The sequence below is a fragment of the Lysinibacillus sp. FSL P2-0066 genome (assembly GCF_037969495.1).
Classification (GTDB): domain Bacteria; phylum Bacillota; class Bacilli; order Bacillales_A; family Planococcaceae; genus Lysinibacillus; species Lysinibacillus boronitolerans.
This window is the reverse complement of sequence record NZ_CP150202.1, coordinates 4,236,645-4,254,724: the sequence shown is the minus strand read 5'-3', so window position 1 is coordinate 4,254,724 and position 18,080 is coordinate 4,236,645. Positions and strand designations below refer to the sequence as shown.

Sequence of the window (18,080 nt, the reverse complement as noted above, 5' to 3'; positions counted from 1 at the left end):
TAACGTTTCTAATTTGTTCTCTTTTTTATTAATCGTTAACAATAATACTTCCTCATTAAATCCACAAAGTTTTGAGCGGCTTTAGATAAATAATGATTCTTCAGCCATACGAGTCCTACTGAGGTGGATAATTCTGCTGATGGAATTTTGTATGTATGAAGTGGTAAATCTCCATATTGCTTTAAAATAGTTTCAGGTACGATAGAGGAGCTAAAGCCAGCAGCGATCAAGTTCATTAACAGTGCCGTATCTGAGCATTCTCCAACAATGTGGGACTGCAACTGGAAGCGAGAAAATGCTTCTAATATCGAATAATGTACGCCTAAGCCTTCAGTGCTTGGTAAAAGGATTGGCCAATTTTGTATGTCAACTAAAGATACATCGTGTTCTAAGAAGTCGAATTTTTTGGATTGTATAAAGTAAAATGGTTCAGTGTACATATGAAGAACAGAGAAATCATCTAATTCTAAAGGTAAGCGAATGATGGCAAGTTCTACAATACGGTCCCTTACTAATTTACATAGATAAGAAGATTCGTTTTGTTGAATTTTATAAGTCACCTTTGGATAATATTGTTGAAATTGTTGTAGTAATTGAGGTAGCTCAATTACTGAAAATGTATTAATGCCCAATGTCAATCGACCATGAAGGCCTAATCCAATATCCTTAACCTCTGCTTCTGCCTCTTCCATTAATTGTGCAACCTGCAACGCATATTTGTATAATGTCTTTCCCGCTTCAGTTACTTCAAAATACTTGCCGCTCCTTTCTACCAACTTTGAACCGAGTTCTTCCTCCATCGTTTTTAAATGCTGACTTAACGGTGGTTGAGAAATATGTAACCTTTCAGCCGCAGCAGAAATCTTTTTTTCCTCCACAATTGCTATAAAATAGCGTAGTTGTCTTATATCCAAACATAAACACCCCTCTATTATAGGTAAAACCTAAGTAAATTATATTTCTCTAATATTTTTAATATAGTTAGGGCCATGTTAGCATATTTATCAAAGAAAAAAGAAGTAAAGTTTCTTTTTTCAAGCACCTAAATGTGAAGCGAGCAACGTCGATGAAAAAATAATTCAACTTAGGAGTATATGATTCTTGCATGCTTTGGGGCTTGCCTTGTAATACCGATTCCCTACACCTTTCTAAATGAATTTGAAGCAGTTGATAAAGTAGCAACGTATACTATAAAAGAGCAACTTTTATTAGTTGCTTTTTTCAATAAATCAACGTTTTTGAATTTCCTAAGAAAATAAATAACAGTTCCCCTATAATAACCATGTATGGAAATTATAAATTTCTAATTTTAGTTAAATGTATCAAGGAGGTTGAACATTGATTCGTATATTGTACATAGAAGATGAAAAAGAAATCGGACAATGGGTAAGCAAGGAATTAACGGAACGAGGTTATGACGTGACATGGCTGGAATCAGGGGAGGGGCTTGAGCAACATATTAACTCAAAAGATATTGCTATATTGGATGTGATGCTACCTGGATTGGACGGTTTCTCCTTAGGTAAAAGAATTAAACGGGAAAATAAAGACCTGCCAATTCTAATGTTATCAGCACGAACAGCTGTTGAAGATAAAATTGAAGGGCTGCATTTTGCTGATGATTACTTAACAAAGCCATTTCACCCTGATGAGCTCGTTGCAAGGCTAGAAGTATTATTAAGAAGATATCAAAAAAATGATGATGTACTGGCATTGCAGCATCTTAAAATTTATACGAAAGATATGCAAGTTATCAATACGATGAATGAAGAAGAAATTCTTTTGACTGGAAAACAATTTTATTTATTACAATATTTTATTCGTCATTTAAATCAAATTTTAACAAAGGAACAACTCTATGAGGGCGTATGGGGTGAGAGCTATATAGAAGGTGATAAAACACTCATGGTGCATATTCGTTACTTAAGAGAAAAAATAGAAATCAATCCTGCAAAGCCTATGATTATTGAAACAATCAGAGGCATTGGCTATAGGGTGAAACAATGAAATTTTTTCGATCATTATTAGCGAAATATATGCTCATTATTATATTAGCCATATCTATTGTGCAAATCTCCTATCTGGGTGTTGCTATTTTCGTATTAGGCATTACAAAGACAGGGACAGGAGATTTTTCAAGTGGAGTACTTGTAGAAAGTGATATTGAAGAGCAATGGCATGCACAGGCTAAAAATATGACCAATGCAACAGATGATGCGATTACGCAGTTATTTCAAAAGTGGCAAGAGCAATTTCCTACGGCTTCTATGTTTTGGGTAAGTGAAGAGGGGAACTTACTGACTACATGGAATGTGAAGGATCAGTTACCAGCAAAGTGGACACCAGCCTATACAACTCAATTTATAAAAGAACGTTATGGAGATGATCCATTTACTGTTATTGCCTTCTTAGGTGATGATATATCAAATGGCTTTATTGTATTAGAGATTCCAAGGGTAGCATTTAATCCTCCACTTATAAAGGTCTATGATAACTATGGTAACTTTTTATTTTTTGGTGTTATTGCAGTTATTTTATTTTTTATTGTAGTTTCGCTTCTATTTTTCAAGGGAATTCGAAAAAGACTATTACATCTGCAAGAGGCGATGGAAATACGTGATGTAGATGGTCTACCTATTGAAATTCAGGTGAAAAAACGAGATGAGATTGGGCAATTGGAGCATAGTTTTAACAGAATGGTTTGTGAACTGCGAGACAGTAAACAACGTCAACAGAAGGAAGAACAGCTAAGACGTGAACTGATTGCTAATTTATCACATGATTTACGGACACCTTTAACGAAGGTAAGAGCTCAATCCTATACAATTAGCAAAGAAGCGTTATCTGAGGAAGGGAAGCAAGCATTAAAGGCTATGGACACATCCATAGTGAATATTGATGCTTTAATTGAAAATTTGATGTCCTACACATTGCTTATGGCAAGTAAATATAAGTTTGAACCGAAAGACATCAATGTTATCCGATTTGTAAGGGAACATCTAACGACATGGTATCCAGTTTTCGAGCGAGAAGGTTTTACAATCGATATTGAGCTACAGTCATTTGAACCTGTTGAATGGCGTGTTGATCCATTATGGTTAGGGAGAGTATTTGATAATATTTTCCAAAACGTACTGCGCCACGCGAATAGTGGTAAATATATAAGTGTGAAAACCGAATCGACGGCGTGTTATACAGCATTTATTGTTGAGGATCATGGTCAAGGGATGAAAAATGAGTCGAATGCAAAGGGAGCCGGAATCGGCTTGTCAATTGTTGATGTCATGATAAAGGGCATGCATCTTGAATGGGATATCCATTCCGATCACTCTGGTACTAAAATTATCATAAAAAAATCTGCGAAGCTTGAGAAATAAATGCTTCGCAGATTTTTTTTATGATAGAAATGATTTTTTAAACAAAATTTAAACTTAGCCCATACCTTTTTTTAAACTTCCCTTTTTAAGATAGTTAAAGAGGTGAGGACATTGGAATATATCGTACAAACACAAAACTTATCAAAACGCTTTGGAAAAGAGCAAGCTGTATCAAATTTGAACTTGCAAATACGCAAAGGTGAAATATATGGATTTTTAGGTCCGAATGGGGCAGGTAAAACGACTACAATTCGAATGCTTCTAGGTTTAATGAAGCCATCTTCTGGAACAATTAAAGTCTTTGAAAAGAATATTACGAAGGAACGTATCCAAATTTTAGCTAAGATTGGTTCGTTGGTGGAAAACCCTTCTTATTATCCACATTTAACAGCATATGAGAATCTAGAGGCACTAAGAAAAATACTAGGTGTACCGAAAACTCGAATCGATGAAGTTTTGGAAATTGTCCGTTTGAAGGAAGCTGCCCATAAAAAGGTCAAAGGTTTCTCTTTAGGAATGAAGCAACGTCTTGGTATTGCTGCTTCTTTACTACATAGTCCTGAATTACTTATTTTAGATGAACCAACGAATGGCCTAGATCCTTCAGGCATTATAGAGATTCGTAATTTAATTAAAAGATTACCAGAGGAATATGGCATGACCATTATAATCTCCAGCCATTTATTATCAGAGATTGATCAAATGGCAACACAAGTTGGGATTGTTTCGAAAGGGAAATTAATTTTCCAAGATTCTATTGAGGCTATGCGTCGATTTGCCCAACCAAAGGTTACCTTTAAAGTAAACAATGGTGAAAAAGGATGGCGCTTCTTATTAGCAAATGGTATTAAGGCAGATTATCAGGGTGGTGTGATTTTCTTAGAAGAGTGCTCGGATGAAAAGGTTGCTCATATTGTCCAAGTTCTTGTTCAGGAGGGTATATCGGTATTCCGAGTCGAGGAAGAGAAACGTTCATTGGAGGATATATTCCTCCAAATGACGATGGGAGAACAGGGGATATGATGGGAAAGCTATTAACTGCTGACTTCTTAAAAATCAAACGTAAAGGATTATGGCTTCTAACGCTTATTGGCCCTTTAGGGGTGGTTGCTCTGCAAATGGTCAATTATGGAGTAAGAAAGGATTATCTCTTACAGCAAAGTGAGGATGATTGGGGCTATTTCTTATTAAATGTGCATTCATTTACACCGCTTGCCATAGTCTTGGGTATTGCCATTCTTACGTCATTCATAGCAAGCATTGAAAATGAGACCAATGCTTGGAAGCAGCTCATTGCATTACCTATTTCGAAATTAACCGTGTATTTGTCTAAATTTACGTTGTTAGCTATCTTACTATTCTTCGCCTCAACGTTATTAATGTTTTTTACGCTGAGCTACGGGTTGTTTTTAGAATTAGGTGACACGGTACCTTACATGGAGCTAGCCAAATATAGTTATTTCCCTGCTTTTGCAGCATTACCTATCTTGGCACTTCAATTGTGGATAGCGAGTGTAAGTCATAATCAAGGGATTCCTATAACTGTAGGCATTTTTGGGGTGATTTTTACCTATTCTTCCTATGTTCTTCCAGATTGGATGATATGGAAATGGCCATCATTGATGAACCAATGGAATGAGCCGATGATCAATGTCTTATTAGGCGTAGGAATTGGTATCTTACTCTATATTATCGGGATGGTTGATTTTGCAAGAAGGGACGTGAAATAATGATTGCTTTACTTCAAGCTGAGTGGTTTAAGTTACGTAAATCAAAAATGGTACCAATTATTTTAGCAGGACCCATGATTGGACTTTTTATAGGACTATCCGCTAATTTAGAGGACAACATGCAGGGGATTGAAATCAATGAGTGGTATATATCGTTATTTTCGATGAATTTAACATATGCTCTATTATTTTTACCTCTTATTTCTGGTGTTTTTACCAGTCTTATTTGTAGGTATGAACATCAGTCTGGTGGATGGAAGCAACTTTTAGCATTACCAGTAACAAGAGGGAAAGTATTTGTAGCTAAATACATATTGATTATGCTGCTTGTTTTAGCAATGCAGATATTGTATTTAGGCTCGGTCTTTGCTGTTGGGATGGTAAAAGGCTATACAGATTCTTTTCCTATGGAGATTGTTTGGAAAAGCATAGTAGGAGGCTGGGTAGCGACATTGCCATTAGTAGCCTTGCAATTGTGGATGTCCATTATGTTTAAAAGCTTTGCTGCTCCATTTGCTGTTAATGTCATATTTACTTTACCATCAATTTTAGCAGTGAATTCTGAAAGAATTGGTCCGTATTATCCTTGGGCACAACCCTTTTCGATGATGTATATAGGGGGCAATACAGACGATGTATTCTTTGTACCGTGGGAGCAATTGTTAACCGTAGTAGGTGGCGGATTCATCGTATTTTTCCTCGGAGGATATTACTATTTCCTGCGAAAATCTATTTAAGCTAAAAGGAGAATGAGAATGCTGAAACGTAGCTTACGTTTTTTAACTGCATCGATGCTATTAGTAGCTTTAGTAGGATGTGGACAGAGAGAGGCAGTAAAAGATGCCGCACAATATACGAATGAAATTAAAGATATCAACATTCCTGATGATGTAAAAATTATTGGTTTTGGGGAAGCAACACATGGCAATATCGAATTTCAAACATTAAAAAAAGATGTATTTGAAGCGATGATAAAAAATGAAAATGTCCATGTTTTCGTTTTAGAAGGAGATTTTGGTGGGGCCCAGCAGATAAATCAATTTATCGAAAACGGTGTCGGAACGGCAGAGGAAGCTATAAAAGCGTTAGACTATGGCATCTACAAAACAGAACAAATGGTAGAGTTTGTGCAGTGGATGCATGACTATAATCAGACAGTTGATGATCAAGAGAAAATTTACTTTTATGGAAATGATATGCAACGCTATGATTACAGCAAAAAGGGGTTACTTGATTTTTACGCCAAGGTACATGCTGACAATGCACGAAAGTTCACGACTAAGCTAGAGCATGTTTCCAACAAAACGATGAGAGATTTATCGGATAGTCAGCTACTTGAGCTTGATAAAACGATTGATACAATAATCAACGATTTACAATCAAACAAAGCGATGTATGAGAAAAAATCTTCAAAGGATGAATTCGCATTTGCTGTTCAATATGCGCAAATTATGAAGCAGCGTACGCAATTATTTTTAAATGATGGTAATTATATGAATTTACGGGACGAATATTTAGCTGAAAATTTACAATGGATTGTTGAATATGAAGCAACACAAGGTCATGATAAAGTATTAATGTCTGCTCATAATGGTCATATTGAGAAAACTTCTGCTACGATGGCAGGCTATCAATCGATGGGGCATTATTTAAGTGAGATATATAAAGATCAATATTTTGCGATTGGCACAGACTTTGTGAAAAATACATTCCAGGCACAAAATGGGTCTGGAGCACGAAAGGAATATACGATTGAGCATCACAATGCTTTAGTGGATGCCTTTAGTGACATTGATAATAACATCTTTTATGTGGATTTTGAAGCTGCCAAACAATCGAAGGAGCTGGCGAATATTCTTTCCAAAAAGCAAAGAATGGGCAATATCGGCGATGATTTTCGTCCGTGGTATAAGCTGACACAAATGCTGTACACCATTAAAATGACACCTGAGGAAGCTTATGATGGTCTCATCGTTGTGCAAGAAGCAACACCAACAAAAATAATTGATTAAGCTAAATTTAGCAACCTCCATCAAAAAATCTGTTTCCTTCTCCATTATGATAAAGATGAGGTGAGTAACATGGAGTATAGTCAAGCGACACAAAGAACTATTGCCTATATCGAGGAGCAATTGATGGAAGAAATTTCTTTTGAATGTCTTCCTAATACTGCTGGCTATTCGAAGTACCATCTAAGCCGAATTTTTAAGCAAGAAACGGGAATTACGATTGGTGAATATATTCGTATACGTCGGCTAGCTATGGCAGCGAGTTATTTGATGTACTCTAATGTATCGATATTAACGATTGCTGTTACACTTCAGTTTCAATCACAAGAGGCTTTTACAAGAGCCTTTAAAGAAGTTTATGCTTTACCACCAGGGAAGTATCGAAAAGTAATGCAATCATTAAATATGATGGAGGAGGAACATTACATGGAAACAGTTGAACAGGTTAAAGGTTGGGTGTTGAGTGGTGCTAATCCAGAATTGTATAAATTTCATACAGATGACAAGGTATTTCATTCAGGGAAGCGTTCAGGAGTATTGTATTCCACAACTGCCTCAGCAAATCATGGTCAATTTGCTACAATGATGCAGGGTTTTCAGGCAGCTGACTATAAAGGGAAACGCTTGAAAATGTCATGCTACTTAAAGACGGCAGATGCTACAAAGTGTGGTGCATGGATGCGTATTGACAATGGTACAGGTGATACGATTCAATTTGATAATATGGATCAACGCCCTGTGACAGGTTCTACTGAATGGAATCATTATTCTATTGTCTTAGACGTACCTGAAGAAGGTAATTCCATTTATTTTGGTGTGTTACTAATTGGTTCGGGTAAAGTCTGGGCAGATGGCTTCCGTTTTGAAGAAGTTGACAACAAGGTACCCTCAACAAATATGCTTACGCAGGAACATTTATCAAATCATCCTACTAATCTAGACTTCAGTATGGAGTGAATCAGACAGCACTGACAAAAGTGCAAGATGACTTTTTTGAATAACGTATTGATTACCTCTAATTTGTTAAAGATAACAAGGAGGAGGTGTGAGACGATGGCACAAGAAATTCTTTGTGAAGTCAATAACTGCACATTTTGGGATTCTGGTAACAAATGCACAGCTGAAAAAATTTATGTTGTCAGCCAAAAGGGACAACATGCTTCCAACAGCGAGGAAACAGACTGTAAAACATTCGAACCTGAAACGCATTAATGCCAAAAGGGTAGCCATGTATATGGTTACCCTTTTTCCCTGTCTTTATTAATAAATATCTACCTTTTCTTTGTTAAATAAAAGAGCATGGGCATTTTTTACTTTTTCTTCTACATAATCCAGTGAGTATTTACCAACAGAATCTGTTAAATCCCCAATTGCCCGCGACAAGTTATCAATAATCGGAATTAATTTGTGCATTTCTGTGCGATGCTTTTCTTTGTGCATCTCATCCATAATTTCATATGCAAGACGTTGAATCTTCCTTAGTCGCAATTTCTCAGATTGCATTGAATCCTCCTTATTGAACCAATTTATGATGTCTAATTATATGAGCTACAATAAGGTTTCATGAATAATGTTCTTTAGAAATAATTGCTCGTGTTATGAAGGGCTAGCGCAATTTCCCTTATGCCAACATCAATCTTGGATTCGTCTATATTCGATACATTTAGTTTGATAATACGTTCCCGATAAAATGCATCTAAATAATTGCGTTTAATAGGATCTAACAAAATATTTTGTTGTGCCAAATGATCAATAATCTTAGAAGTATTCACCTGTCTCGGTAGAATGATATGGCTATGCATACAGATTTCCTTTGAGGATTGATAGTCTGCCAGATGAGTTGCTATAGATTGTTGAAGTTGATTTGCTCGGCTTGCATAAGCTTCACTGACTTTCTTCTGATAACGTTCAAACATACCACTTTTCAAGTAGAGCTCTAATGCAGCTTGGGAGATCATGGAGCTATCAATATCAGTGGTATTTTTATACTGTTGAAAGGTATTAATCAAAACATTTGGTAATACGGCAAGTCCGATACGTAAGCCAGGAAACATAATTTTAGAAAAGCTTTTTAAATAAATAACCCGATCCTGTGTATCCTCCGTAAATAGGGGATCTATTTTTGTATTTTGCTCAAAATCCGCTAAATAATCATCTTCAACTATATACACATTATATTTATAGGCAAGTTTTCGTATTGAATCCTTTTCTTTTTTACTATAGGAAGTTCCTAGAGGGTTGTGCAGACGTGGCATCGTATAAAAAAACTTTATGTCGTGTTTACTAAAAATGTTTTCTAATTCATCTAAATCAATACCATCCGTTGTTCTTTTGATGCCCATTGCCGGAAGTTCATAGGTTTTTAAATAATCCATATACAAATGATAGCTAGGTTGTTCCACTAAGATCGTTGAGCGACCATTTGGAAAGGGCATTATACTTAGCAAGGATAGAGATTGTTGGACACCTGAAGTAATGAAAATATTTTCTTCCTTTGTAAACAGCTGATAGCTTGTTAATAGTTTTTTTGCTTCCGCTATTAATGACGGTAGGCCTTTTGGTGTCCCATATCTAAATAAATCTGCTTGGTATATGTCGATGGCCTTATTAATACAATGCTGAAAATCTTGATAAGGGAATGCATGCCAATTGGGCGAAGATGTAGCAAAATCTATGTAATTTTTCATTTTTGGTTGGATGGGCAGTTGATGATCAACAACATAGTAGCCACTTTTAAGCATTGAATAGATAAGATGCTGATCCTCCAGTTTTTTTAAAGATGCTAAAATCGTACTCTTACTACAGGAAAATTGCTGTGATAACTGGCGAATCGAGGGGAGTTTTGCCCCTGCTTGAAGTGAGCCTGTTTGGATCTGAGTCAGGAGCTGAGAATAAATCCATTCGTATTTAAGCATACATAACCTCCAGCACATCTGTATCGGTACAGATGTGTTTTTTTTATATCGTCAATAAGTTCTCTATTTAATACGATAACTATACCGGCCGGAATGTTTAAAGAAGGAGTACGATCCTATGTCAGAAAATAGAAATGCCTATATAGCAGCAATAATTTATGCATTTGTCATTGGGCTCTCATTTATGTTTGTGAAAGTTACGTTGACTGTAGCAAGTCCTATTGATATACTTGCACATCGTTTTACTTTTGCATTCATCGGTATTGTTATAATCATGGTAATGACAAAAAATAAGCTAATAATGAACATGCAGGACATACTAAAAATATTACCGTTAGCCATCTTGTATCCAATTGCTTTTTTTACGTTTCAAGTGCTTGGACTTGCTAAAATTTCCTCATCAGAGGCGGGAATTATTCAAGCGACAATTCCTATTTTTACATTAGCATTGGCAGGTTTATTGTTAAAGGAAAAAGCTACTCGGGGTCAACTTGTATCTGTAAGTTTGTCCGTACTTGGTGTCATCTATCTGTTAATGATGAATGGAGCAAATACTACTACAGGAAATGTCATAGGAAGTGGATTTATTTTACTATCAGCGATTGCGACATCACTTTATAATATTTTTGCTAGAGGGCTTACCAAGAAATATTCTTTACTAGCATTAACATATGTCATGACATTGTGTGGATTTGTTATTTTTAATGGAATGGCTCTTGGAAGTCATATGATGAATGGAACACTCAATGAATTTTTTAAGCCATTAACACATGCTCATTTTGTCTTCGCTATTTTATATTTAGGTATACTATCTTCACTTGGTACATCCTATTTATCTAATTATGCTTTATCTAAATTGGAAGCATCTAAAATGAGTGTCTTTAGCAATTTTGCAACACTTATTACTATTTTGGCAGGGGTCTTATTTTTACAGGAAGATTTCCATCTATATCATCTTATTGGTGGCATCATGATTATTATTGGTGTGATAGGGACGAATTATTTTGGGCGGAAAAATGTAGAACAAGTGAGATAATGAATAGGAACATTTAAATCGGAGCTATTTAGAAAACGGGGTATAATAATCGTTTATAAATGACTTTCTAAATTAGGAGGTTTTTATGGGGAAAATTTATGTCATTAGACATTGTCTAGCACAAGGACAATCACTAGATGCACCCTTAACACAGAAGGGAATAGAGCAAGCAAATAGTTTAGCTGAATTTTTCAAGAATCTAAAAATTGATCGAATTGTATCTAGCCCTTTCTTACGAGCAATCCAATCCATTGAACCATTAAGTAGCAGAGAAAGTATAACGATTGAAATTGATGAACGTCTTTCGGAGCGCCTTTTAAGTACTAGAGATTTTCCAGATTGGTACGAAAAATTACAGGCGACATTTGTTGATATGGATTTAAAATATGATGGTGGAGAATCCAGTAATGAAGCGATGCATCGAATTGTAGACCTTGTAAAAGATGCATTTGCTCAGGATGTTGATAATACATTAATTGTGAGTCATGGCAATATCATCTCTTTGCTACTGAAGTATTATGATAAGGATGTTGATTTTCACTGTTGGAAAAATTTAAGCAACCCAGATGTTTTTCTACTAAGCCCTAAGCATAATGGAGTAATGATAGAGCGAATATGGGATTCCCCGTATAATGAAGGCTAATATTAAGTGGTATGGTAGGAATTGTTTCTTGCCATACCTTTTATAGTGAAGGAGAGTAAGATGGAGACGATATTAAAAGAAATTTTAAGATGGGTTAAACAAGCTGATAAAAAAATCATAATCGGCATTTCTGGTCATGGAGCTGCTGGAAAAACGACATTTGCCAAAAAACTTATACATGCTTTAGATAAAGATGAAGTGAATTATTTAAATACTGATCCGTATATTGTGAATTCTGATATTCGCAAACAAACTATACTTGATTATACATATCAAAATGAGCATCATCGTTTTAAAATGACGGCTTGTCATCCCGCTGCTCATCATCTGCCATCATTGGAGCGAGATGTTCAGATGATAAGAGTAGGACTCGATTTAATGACAATCGATACACATTATATGAAAAGTACATTAATATCTTCGAAAAAACAGATCACGATAGTAGAAGGAATGTGTGTAGCATTTATAGATCCGCAGTTATTCGATTTAAAGATTTATTTTTATACGGATGGGGCTACAGAGCTTAAGAGAAGATCAGATCGTGATGTGCTTGAAAGAGGGACAGATATAAATTATTTAAAACAATCACATGATGAGCGACGTATTCAATATGAATTATTTATGCATCCACATTGCCAACATTTTGATATGGTTATTAAAACTCAGGATGATGAAATCCTTATTGAAAAAAATACACTTGTAAAATAAATGAGGGCCTTCTGCACTTTGACTAGCGGAAGGCTCCTAACTTTAGTATTGAAATTTTACACGAACAGTAGCATCAATAGCAATTTGTCCCTGTTCTATAGGCGTGATTCCCGAGGATACAGCCATAGAGCGATAAAGGATAGGTGTGTTAGCCTGCTCTTCCACAATCTCTACAGGGAGTGGCTGCAAAGGCAGGTGCATAGTTTCTGCTATTGTTTTCGCCTTCAATTGAGCATTCTGTAGCGCTAAACTTAATGCTTGCTGATAGTAAGCATCGGTATGGTCCATTTTGAACTGAATATTGGTTATTCGATTTGCCCCATTTTCTACAGCCGTATCAATGATTAAGCCCAAATCATTGGTATCCGAAACGTTGACGGAAATGGCGTTGACTACTTCATAGCCATTAAAAATTTGTTTGCCATCTTCGAAATTATATAGTGGTGTGATTGTATAACTAGCCGTTTGAATTTGTTCTCTTGGAATACCAAGTGCGATAAGTGATTGCATAACTTCATTCATGATTGCCGCATTTTCCTGTTGAGGACCTTGTACATGGTTGCCCTGTGTTTGGACTTCAATTTGTAATTGTACAGAGCTTGGTGTAGCCATTACCTGTCCATAGCCGATTACAATCATAGTACGTGATGGATGATGTGTTTGTTGATTGACCTGTGCATAGTACATCTAATACCACCTTTCATAGGTTATATAATCATGCTATGCAAAAATATTTAGGATTTGTTTATTCTTTTTAAAAATTTGTCATGGAGCTTTGTGAATAGAAGTAAAGCTAAAATAGCTCCCAGCAAGGCTAAAAACATGTCCCATTGTGCATCCCATTTATCTCCCTGCATGCCTAAAAAATCCTTTGCTCCTTTACTTCCCTTCGAGATTCTTGTACTTAACCATTCAATGATTTCATAAAAAGCAGCAATTGCGAGCAGAATACTGATCGTAATACCTGTAAGCCAAGCTCCTTTTGTAAGTGGTGTTTTCCTGATTAGTATTTCCCTTATTACGATGGCTAATAAACCTTTTAAAAAATGGCCAAACCTATCATAGTGATTACGTTGTAAATGAAATTCATCTTTTATCCAATTAAAAAGAGGGACTTCCGAATAGGTATAATGCCCACCTATAAATGTCAGGATCGACAAGAGAGCGATAATAAAATAAGAAAATGTGGTAAAGCGAAATTTATGATAAATGCAAACAACGACTGTTATTGCCACAATTCCAGGACTGACTTCAGCTAGCCAATCTAAATAGGAGGACGGCTTTATAACAGACCAGATGAAAACAATTAAAACAATAATAAGTAAGGTGGCGTGTATTTTAACATGTTGCCTACTATTCATACTAACAACTCCCTTTGTCCAACAGTATGGGAAATGGGGAAATTGCTTATTCAAATAGTTAGCAAACAAAAAAGAAAAGCGTCTAGTTGACGCTTTTTTAGCCAATTAGATCATTTTTAAAAGTGCCTCTACACCAGTCATTCCTTCTGTAATACCAAGCTGTTCTGCTTCATATGTTACAGATTCTAATGGAGCTGTTAATAGCTCGTCAATTGTTTTCACGCCTACTGCACGACCAGCAATAATTTTTCGATCAACTAAGCGACTATTTAATAGGCCGACATCTAAAGCACCACACATAATGTAGCCTGTATCATTAGAAATAGTTAGTAATGTTGTTTTAGGTAATTGAACAACTACTGCAGTGAAGAAATGCCCTTTAATCATAATAGGTTCAATTGTCACCATTGAAATCACTCCTTTTCTCTATATACATATGGTGAAGGCTAGCAAGGTGTTCGACATTTTCATGAAAAAAAACTAAATATGTTGCTAGATGTATAAGGATGAAAGGAATTAGGGGGGAAGCATCGGAGGTACTTTATAACAAAAAGGAACCTACTCAAATGAATAGATTCCTTTTATCCTCTATTATCTTGTATAAGAAAGCAAAGCAGTTTCTTTAAATTTATGTAATGCATTTGTTGCCTCACGTTTAGAACTATACTCAAACATGCGATAAGTGTTTTCTTCAAATACTGTAATAATCCACATATATGTCATCCCCCTTTATTGTGTTGCATAACATTTATATATTTATAATAACTGTTATATATCAGATTTGATTTAATTTTACATCAATAAATAAAAAAATAAAGTACTATTCAAAGATTTTCACATATTGTTCAAAATTATAAAGAACGTTTAAAATTTTTTTGAAATAATTAAAAGGAGAAAACAGACAATCCTTCACAAGTATATTTCCGGGTAATTCGTAAATAGTAAGTTGACGGAGTTCTGTGATTTCGGACTTGGGAGGTGATGCTATGACACGTAATTACGTATTCATTTTTATGGTTTTCTTTTTAATCATCTCGGGATTTTTAGTGCAGGAAGGCTACGCAGATAGAGGTCGTCCCTATTATGAGGAGACAGGTGAAGTTGTTTGGGATATCAAAACAGAGGATAAAATTGTTGCACTCACCTTTGATGATGGTCCACATCCTAAATACACAGCTGCTGTGCTAGATTTATTAGCAAAATATGATGCAAAAGCCACCTTTTTTATTATTGGAAAAAATGCAGAAAAATATCCAGAGCTTGTTTTACGTTCTTATACAGAAGGCCATGAATTAGCAAATCATACGTATACACATCCATTTAAAGTTTCCATCAAAAAATTGCAAGAGGAGCTTCAACAGACAAATGACACGATTTATAGTATTACTGGTTTTTCCCCAGTTTTATTCCGTCCCGTTGGTGGAAATTACACGGATGCTATGATTAATGCTGCTGTTAAGGACGGCTATAAGGTAGTAATGTGGTCCTGGCATCAGGATACGCAAGATTGGAAAGAGCCTGGTGTAAGGAAAATTGTGCAAAAGGTAATGAAGGGAACAAGGCCTGGAGATGTTATTTTATTTCATGATGGTGGCGGGAACCGTACACAAACAATTCAAGCACTAGAAGAAATATTACCTGCATTAAAAAAGCAAGGCTACACATTTGTTACAATATCCGAGCTGATTGAAAGCAAACAGCAACAAGAGCAAGTTCAATAATGAAAAATGAGCCATCTCAACAATGTTTGAAATGGCTTCTTTTTCATTTAAATAAAAGGTTTGAATTAGAAGAAAATAATTGGAGCTAGCGCAATACCTAAAATTGTTCCTAGAGCTATTCCATAGCCAAAACCTTCTCCTCCATACCCTCCAAATCCCCAAAACCCTAAACCATAACCACTATATCTTCTATCAGGTAGAATCCATACCTGTCTTCTATCTACCCTTGTGATTTCTCCAACATGTACTTTACCAGATGAATCCGAGATTCGAACACGTTTACCATGATATTTACAGCAAAGACTATAAGCATCAGCTGGATTCACACATATCCCTCCTTTCATTGTCATTACAAGCTAATATATGCGATTTGATGCATTTATCACTAGCCGATTGTCTATTCAAGACATATGCTGTGAAGAGGTGATAATATGGCAGTTGTGTCAACGGATAAGTGGTTAGATGAATTTGTAAGTGCTAGAAAATCAACTAGAAAGGATGAGCGAACAAGCTTACAATGCTCGATTCTTTGCGGTCGATTAGTCAAACTATTTCGAGATGGGCTTCCAGAAGAAATTCACTATACATTACAGCAACAGGGTCTTTTTTTACCTCATGAGGAAGTCGATATTGAAAAATTAAAGAGGCAAAAAGTATGGGCCAGTGTACAGCAGGAGTTCCTATACTTACAGAGGAAATGGAAAGGCCCATCAATACCAATTTATATTTTCCCCATTACTCAGCAGCAAACGATAACCAATAAAAATGGTGTCGCTTATCCTCATTCGCTTTTTTTATTTGTGGGTGATTTAGAAAAGCAGGAGCTTCAAGCATTATTTGCTCATGAATATAACCATGTTTGTCGTATACACATATTAAAAAAAACTTTAGATGATATGACTTTATTGGATTCTCTCATTTTAGAAGGCTTAGCAGAAGATGCGGTGAAAGATTTATACGGAGAAAGGTGGATTGCTCCCTGGTTACAATCCTACTCAGAAAAAGAACTTTTAGCTTTATGGGAGCATCATTTTTTACCGAATTTACAACTCCAAGGAATCAAACAACATCATCCATTTCTATACGGGGGGGCCCTTCCACCTTGGATAGGCTACTGTATAGGCTACAAAATTGTGCAGTCGTATAAAATGAACCATTCATGCCAACATCCCTTGTTCATTTCAAGCCAAGATTTACTTACTGGTTCGAATTTTCCGCTACAATAGAGAAAAGGAGTGATTGTTGTGTCCAATGAATTAAAAAATATATTATTACCAATTGTAGACTCATCAACAAGGGTGCTCATTGTTGGATCCATGCCAGGAAAACAATCGTTAGAGAAACAGCAGTACTATGGCAATCCACGCAATCACTTTTGGCCTATTATGGGTGAGTTATTACAGATAGCGATTCCAAATGATTATACAGAGAGAATAGCCTTATTAAAAAACAATGCAATCGGTCTTTGGGACACGATTGCAACTTGTGAACGTGAAGGAAGTTTAGATGCAGCGATACGCAATGAAAAGCCCAATGATTTTCAAACCCTTTTTGAACAATACCCTAATATTCAATTAGTGCTTTTTAATGGAGCGAAAGCATTTGAGGTTTTTAAAAAGCATATTGGCTTAGGGCTTCTAGAAGGACGAGCCTATAAAAAGATGCCATCAACAAGTCCAATACCAGGGAAAAATATTAAAACGTTCACTGAAAAGCTAGAGGACTGGCGGATTATCCAATCCTATTTAACCTAATCAACAGGGCGAGATTAGCGTGATGAAGTAGCTGCTTTGGGGTGAATACTATTCCTTGTGCTTTTAAACCATTGATAAAAGAGAATATACACAAGAAGGATTTCAATAGCATCTCCACCGTAGTACATGATCTTAGCACCTAGTTCTGCCTCAGTGGATGGTACATGATGAGGCGGATTTGCAAAAATAAATTTTGCCAATATGGCATGAGCAGCCAATGCTACTACTAATGTAAGGGATCGAAAAACATAAGAGTATGAATGTGGAGTAGGATCAATATAAATAAAGGCAATAGTAAACAAATAACCCGCTAGAAAAATATGGAGATGAATGAATACATACAATAGTATATGTTCATGCATCAAATTGAAAAGTGAGGTTGTATAGAGTAACCATAGGCCTCCTACATTTAGAATAGATGCCATAATTGGATGACGAATAAAACGAATATACGGATTTTTTAGTAGCCGAGAGAGAATACGTGCCTTGTTTACTGGTAAGGTTCTTAACAGCAGAGTCATTGGTGCTGCTAAAGCCATAAGTAATGGTGCCAGCATGCCAAGCAATAAATGTCCTATCATATGTGCGTCAAAATGAATATGACTAAGAGCAGCCAATGGGCCGATTAATGTAATCAGAGCACAGACATTTCCAACAATCCAACAGATAGTACGGAAATGAGGCCATTGTTTTTTATGTTGATTCGAAATAATAACAGCGAGGATATAGCCTATAAGAGCTAGAACAAATGGCAAGGCCAGTAGAAGCTGAACCATAATAGGAAAGTTTTGAGTATGAACATCGTGAGAATGCAAGATGCGCCACC

The 18,080-nt window shown here is 35.9% G+C and carries 23 protein-coding genes; 14 read left to right on the top strand and 9 right to left on the bottom strand.

Annotated features, from left to right (window positions below; translation table 11 throughout):
- Positions 1-35: 35 nt before the first annotated feature.
- A complete protein-coding gene (locus tag MKZ14_RS21185; RefSeq protein WP_054549680.1) occupies positions 36-914 on the bottom strand; it encodes a LysR family transcriptional regulator in 879 nt (292 codons plus the stop codon).
- Positions 915-1,338: 424 nt separating this feature from the next.
- Between MKZ14_RS21185 and MKZ14_RS21180 the strand changes: the two genes are divergently transcribed.
- From MKZ14_RS21180 to MKZ14_RS21145, 8 genes are all read left to right on the top strand, one after another.
- Entirely contained in the window at positions 1,339-2,007 is a 669-nt protein-coding gene (locus tag MKZ14_RS21180; RefSeq protein WP_339280433.1) for a response regulator transcription factor, read from the top strand.
- Positions 2,004-3,377 carry a HAMP domain-containing sensor histidine kinase gene (locus tag MKZ14_RS21175; RefSeq protein WP_054549679.1) on the top strand — a complete coding sequence of 458 codons (1,374 nt, stop codon included), beginning with the start codon at positions 2,004-2,006 and terminating at the stop codon, positions 3,375-3,377. Before MKZ14_RS21180 ends, MKZ14_RS21175 begins: the two co-directional genes overlap by 4 nt.
- Before the next feature lie 111 nt (positions 3,378-3,488).
- Positions 3,489-4,400: an ABC transporter ATP-binding protein gene (locus tag MKZ14_RS21170; protein ID WP_257961863.1), complete on the top strand. Its 912-nt coding sequence runs from the start codon at positions 3,489-3,491 to the stop codon at positions 4,398-4,400.
- The gene (locus tag MKZ14_RS21165) at positions 4,397-5,107 is read left to right on the top strand and encodes an ABC transporter permease (RefSeq protein WP_048394043.1); all 711 of its coding nucleotides are present in this window, start codon (positions 4,397-4,399) and stop codon (positions 5,105-5,107) included. Before MKZ14_RS21170 ends, MKZ14_RS21165 begins: the two co-directional genes overlap by 4 nt.
- Positions 5,107-5,844 (top strand): ABC transporter permease, encoded by a 738-nt coding sequence (locus MKZ14_RS21160; protein WP_339280432.1) that lies wholly within the window; start codon positions 5,107-5,109, stop codon positions 5,842-5,844. The genes MKZ14_RS21165 and MKZ14_RS21160 overlap by 1 nt, the downstream gene beginning before the upstream one ends.
- A 12-nt stretch (positions 5,845-5,856) precedes the next feature.
- Entirely contained in the window at positions 5,857-7,119 is a 1,263-nt protein-coding gene (locus MKZ14_RS21155) for an erythromycin esterase family protein (RefSeq protein ID WP_315059608.1), read from the top strand.
- A gap of 69 nt (positions 7,120-7,188) precedes the next feature.
- Positions 7,189-8,073 carry an AraC family transcriptional regulator gene (locus tag MKZ14_RS21150; RefSeq protein WP_048394047.1) on the top strand — a complete coding sequence of 295 codons (885 nt, stop codon included), beginning with the start codon at positions 7,189-7,191 and terminating at the stop codon, positions 8,071-8,073.
- A gap of 96 nt (positions 8,074-8,169) precedes the next feature.
- Positions 8,170-8,328 (top strand): DUF1540 domain-containing protein, encoded by a 159-nt coding sequence (locus tag MKZ14_RS21145; protein ID WP_004231699.1) that lies wholly within the window; start codon positions 8,170-8,172, stop codon positions 8,326-8,328.
- Positions 8,329-8,376: 48 nt separating this feature from the next.
- Here MKZ14_RS21145 and MKZ14_RS21140 read toward each other — a convergent pair whose 3' ends face one another.
- Complete coding sequence (locus MKZ14_RS21140) at positions 8,377-8,619, bottom strand: hypothetical protein (protein WP_004231701.1); 243 nt, start codon at positions 8,617-8,619, stop codon at positions 8,377-8,379.
- A gap of 74 nt (positions 8,620-8,693) precedes the next feature.
- Complete coding sequence (locus MKZ14_RS21135; protein ID WP_048394049.1) at positions 8,694-10,031, bottom strand: PLP-dependent aminotransferase family protein; 1,338 nt, start codon at positions 10,029-10,031, stop codon at positions 8,694-8,696.
- A 118-nt stretch (positions 10,032-10,149) separates the two neighbouring features.
- Here MKZ14_RS21135 and MKZ14_RS21130 point away from each other — a divergent pair, with 118 nt between their 5' ends.
- From MKZ14_RS21130 to MKZ14_RS21120, 3 genes are all read left to right on the top strand, one after another.
- On the top strand, positions 10,150-11,067 hold the full coding sequence (locus MKZ14_RS21130; RefSeq protein WP_048394051.1) for a DMT family transporter: 918 nt from the start codon (positions 10,150-10,152) through the stop codon (positions 11,065-11,067).
- A gap of 85 nt (positions 11,068-11,152) precedes the next feature.
- Positions 11,153-11,710, top strand: a complete 558-nt coding sequence (locus tag MKZ14_RS21125) for a histidine phosphatase family protein (RefSeq protein WP_048394052.1) — start codon at positions 11,153-11,155, stop codon at positions 11,708-11,710.
- A 60-nt stretch (positions 11,711-11,770) separates the two neighbouring features.
- Complete coding sequence (locus MKZ14_RS21120) at positions 11,771-12,418, top strand: phosphoribulokinase (RefSeq protein WP_048394054.1); 648 nt, start codon at positions 11,771-11,773, stop codon at positions 12,416-12,418.
- 42 nt (positions 12,419-12,460) lie between these two features.
- On the opposite strand, the gene MKZ14_RS21115 is transcribed toward MKZ14_RS21120, so the two are convergent.
- From MKZ14_RS21115 to MKZ14_RS21100, 4 genes are all read right to left on the bottom strand, one after another.
- Complete coding sequence (locus MKZ14_RS21115; protein WP_048394056.1) at positions 12,461-13,105, bottom strand: SIMPL domain-containing protein; 645 nt, start codon at positions 13,103-13,105, stop codon at positions 12,461-12,463.
- A gap of 47 nt (positions 13,106-13,152) precedes the next feature.
- The gene (locus MKZ14_RS21110) at positions 13,153-13,779 is read right to left on the bottom strand and encodes a DUF2238 domain-containing protein (RefSeq protein WP_054549669.1); all 627 of its coding nucleotides are present in this window, start codon (positions 13,777-13,779) and stop codon (positions 13,153-13,155) included.
- 105 nt (positions 13,780-13,884) lie between these two features.
- Positions 13,885-14,187, bottom strand: coding sequence for a DUF1805 domain-containing protein (locus MKZ14_RS21105; RefSeq protein WP_004231716.1), 303 nt, complete (start codon positions 14,185-14,187; stop codon positions 13,885-13,887).
- 183 nt (positions 14,188-14,370) lie between these two features.
- Positions 14,371-14,493 carry a hypothetical protein gene (locus MKZ14_RS21100; protein WP_004231718.1) on the bottom strand — a complete coding sequence of 41 codons (123 nt, stop codon included), beginning with the start codon at positions 14,491-14,493 and terminating at the stop codon, positions 14,371-14,373.
- A 272-nt stretch (positions 14,494-14,765) separates the two neighbouring features.
- Here MKZ14_RS21100 and MKZ14_RS21095 point away from each other — a divergent pair, with 272 nt between their 5' ends.
- Complete coding sequence (locus tag MKZ14_RS21095; RefSeq protein ID WP_066037960.1) at positions 14,766-15,500, top strand: polysaccharide deacetylase family protein; 735 nt, start codon at positions 14,766-14,768, stop codon at positions 15,498-15,500.
- A 65-nt stretch (positions 15,501-15,565) separates the two neighbouring features.
- On the opposite strand, the gene MKZ14_RS21090 is transcribed toward MKZ14_RS21095, so the two are convergent.
- Positions 15,566-15,826 (bottom strand): hypothetical protein, encoded by a 261-nt coding sequence (locus tag MKZ14_RS21090; protein WP_004231722.1) that lies wholly within the window; start codon positions 15,824-15,826, stop codon positions 15,566-15,568.
- Between the two features lie 105 nt (positions 15,827-15,931).
- Here MKZ14_RS21090 and MKZ14_RS21085 point away from each other — a divergent pair, with 105 nt between their 5' ends.
- Both MKZ14_RS21085 and MKZ14_RS21080 read left to right on the top strand, forming a co-directional pair.
- Positions 15,932-16,726, top strand: a complete 795-nt coding sequence (locus tag MKZ14_RS21085) for a DUF2268 domain-containing putative Zn-dependent protease (RefSeq protein WP_339280431.1) — start codon at positions 15,932-15,934, stop codon at positions 16,724-16,726.
- An 18-nt stretch (positions 16,727-16,744) separates the two neighbouring features.
- Entirely contained in the window at positions 16,745-17,254 is a 510-nt protein-coding gene (locus MKZ14_RS21080) for a DNA-deoxyinosine glycosylase (protein WP_054549667.1), read from the top strand.
- Positions 17,255-17,268: 14 nt separating this feature from the next.
- On the opposite strand, the gene MKZ14_RS21075 is transcribed toward MKZ14_RS21080, so the two are convergent.
- Positions 17,269-18,069 carry a cytochrome c oxidase assembly protein gene (locus MKZ14_RS21075; protein WP_326140594.1) on the bottom strand — a complete coding sequence of 267 codons (801 nt, stop codon included), beginning with the start codon at positions 18,067-18,069 and terminating at the stop codon, positions 17,269-17,271.
- Between the last annotated feature and the right edge of the window lie 11 nt (positions 18,070-18,080).

Coding starts and splice junctions, on each gene's coding strand:
- MKZ14_RS21175 (WP_054549679.1), top strand. CDS start 2,004: ATGAAATTTTTTCGATCATTATTAGCGAAATATATGCTCATTATTATA.
- MKZ14_RS21165 (WP_048394043.1), top strand. CDS start 4,397: ATGATGGGAAAGCTATTAACTGCTGACTTCTTAAAAATCAAACGTAAA.
- MKZ14_RS21160 (WP_339280432.1), top strand. CDS start 5,107: ATGATTGCTTTACTTCAAGCTGAGTGGTTTAAGTTACGTAAATCAAAA.
- MKZ14_RS21155 (WP_315059608.1), top strand. CDS start 5,857: ATGAGAATGCTGAAACGTAGCTTACGTTTTTTAACTGCATCGATGCTA.
- MKZ14_RS21150 (WP_048394047.1), top strand. CDS start 7,189: ATGGAGTATAGTCAAGCGACACAAAGAACTATTGCCTATATCGAGGAG.
- MKZ14_RS21145 (WP_004231699.1), top strand. CDS start 8,170: ATGGCACAAGAAATTCTTTGTGAAGTCAATAACTGCACATTTTGGGAT.
- MKZ14_RS21140 (WP_004231701.1), bottom strand. CDS start 8,619: ATGCAATCTGAGAAATTGCGACTAAGGAAGATTCAACGTCTTGCATAT.
- MKZ14_RS21135 (WP_048394049.1), bottom strand. CDS start 10,031: ATGCTTAAATACGAATGGATTTATTCTCAGCTCCTGACTCAGATCCAA.
- MKZ14_RS21130 (WP_048394051.1), top strand. CDS start 10,150: ATGTCAGAAAATAGAAATGCCTATATAGCAGCAATAATTTATGCATTT.
- MKZ14_RS21125 (WP_048394052.1), top strand. CDS start 11,153: ATGGGGAAAATTTATGTCATTAGACATTGTCTAGCACAAGGACAATCA.
- MKZ14_RS21120 (WP_048394054.1), top strand. CDS start 11,771: ATGGAGACGATATTAAAAGAAATTTTAAGATGGGTTAAACAAGCTGAT.
- MKZ14_RS21115 (WP_048394056.1), bottom strand. CDS start 13,105: ATGTACTATGCACAGGTCAATCAACAAACACATCATCCATCACGTACT.
- MKZ14_RS21110 (WP_054549669.1), bottom strand. CDS start 13,779: ATGAATAGTAGGCAACATGTTAAAATACACGCCACCTTACTTATTATT.
- MKZ14_RS21105 (WP_004231716.1), bottom strand. CDS start 14,187: ATGGTGACAATTGAACCTATTATGATTAAAGGGCATTTCTTCACTGCA.
- MKZ14_RS21100 (WP_004231718.1), bottom strand. CDS start 14,493: ATGTGGATTATTACAGTATTTGAAGAAAACACTTATCGCATGTTTGAG.
- MKZ14_RS21095 (WP_066037960.1), top strand. CDS start 14,766: ATGACACGTAATTACGTATTCATTTTTATGGTTTTCTTTTTAATCATC.
- MKZ14_RS21085 (WP_339280431.1), top strand. CDS start 15,932: ATGGCAGTTGTGTCAACGGATAAGTGGTTAGATGAATTTGTAAGTGCT.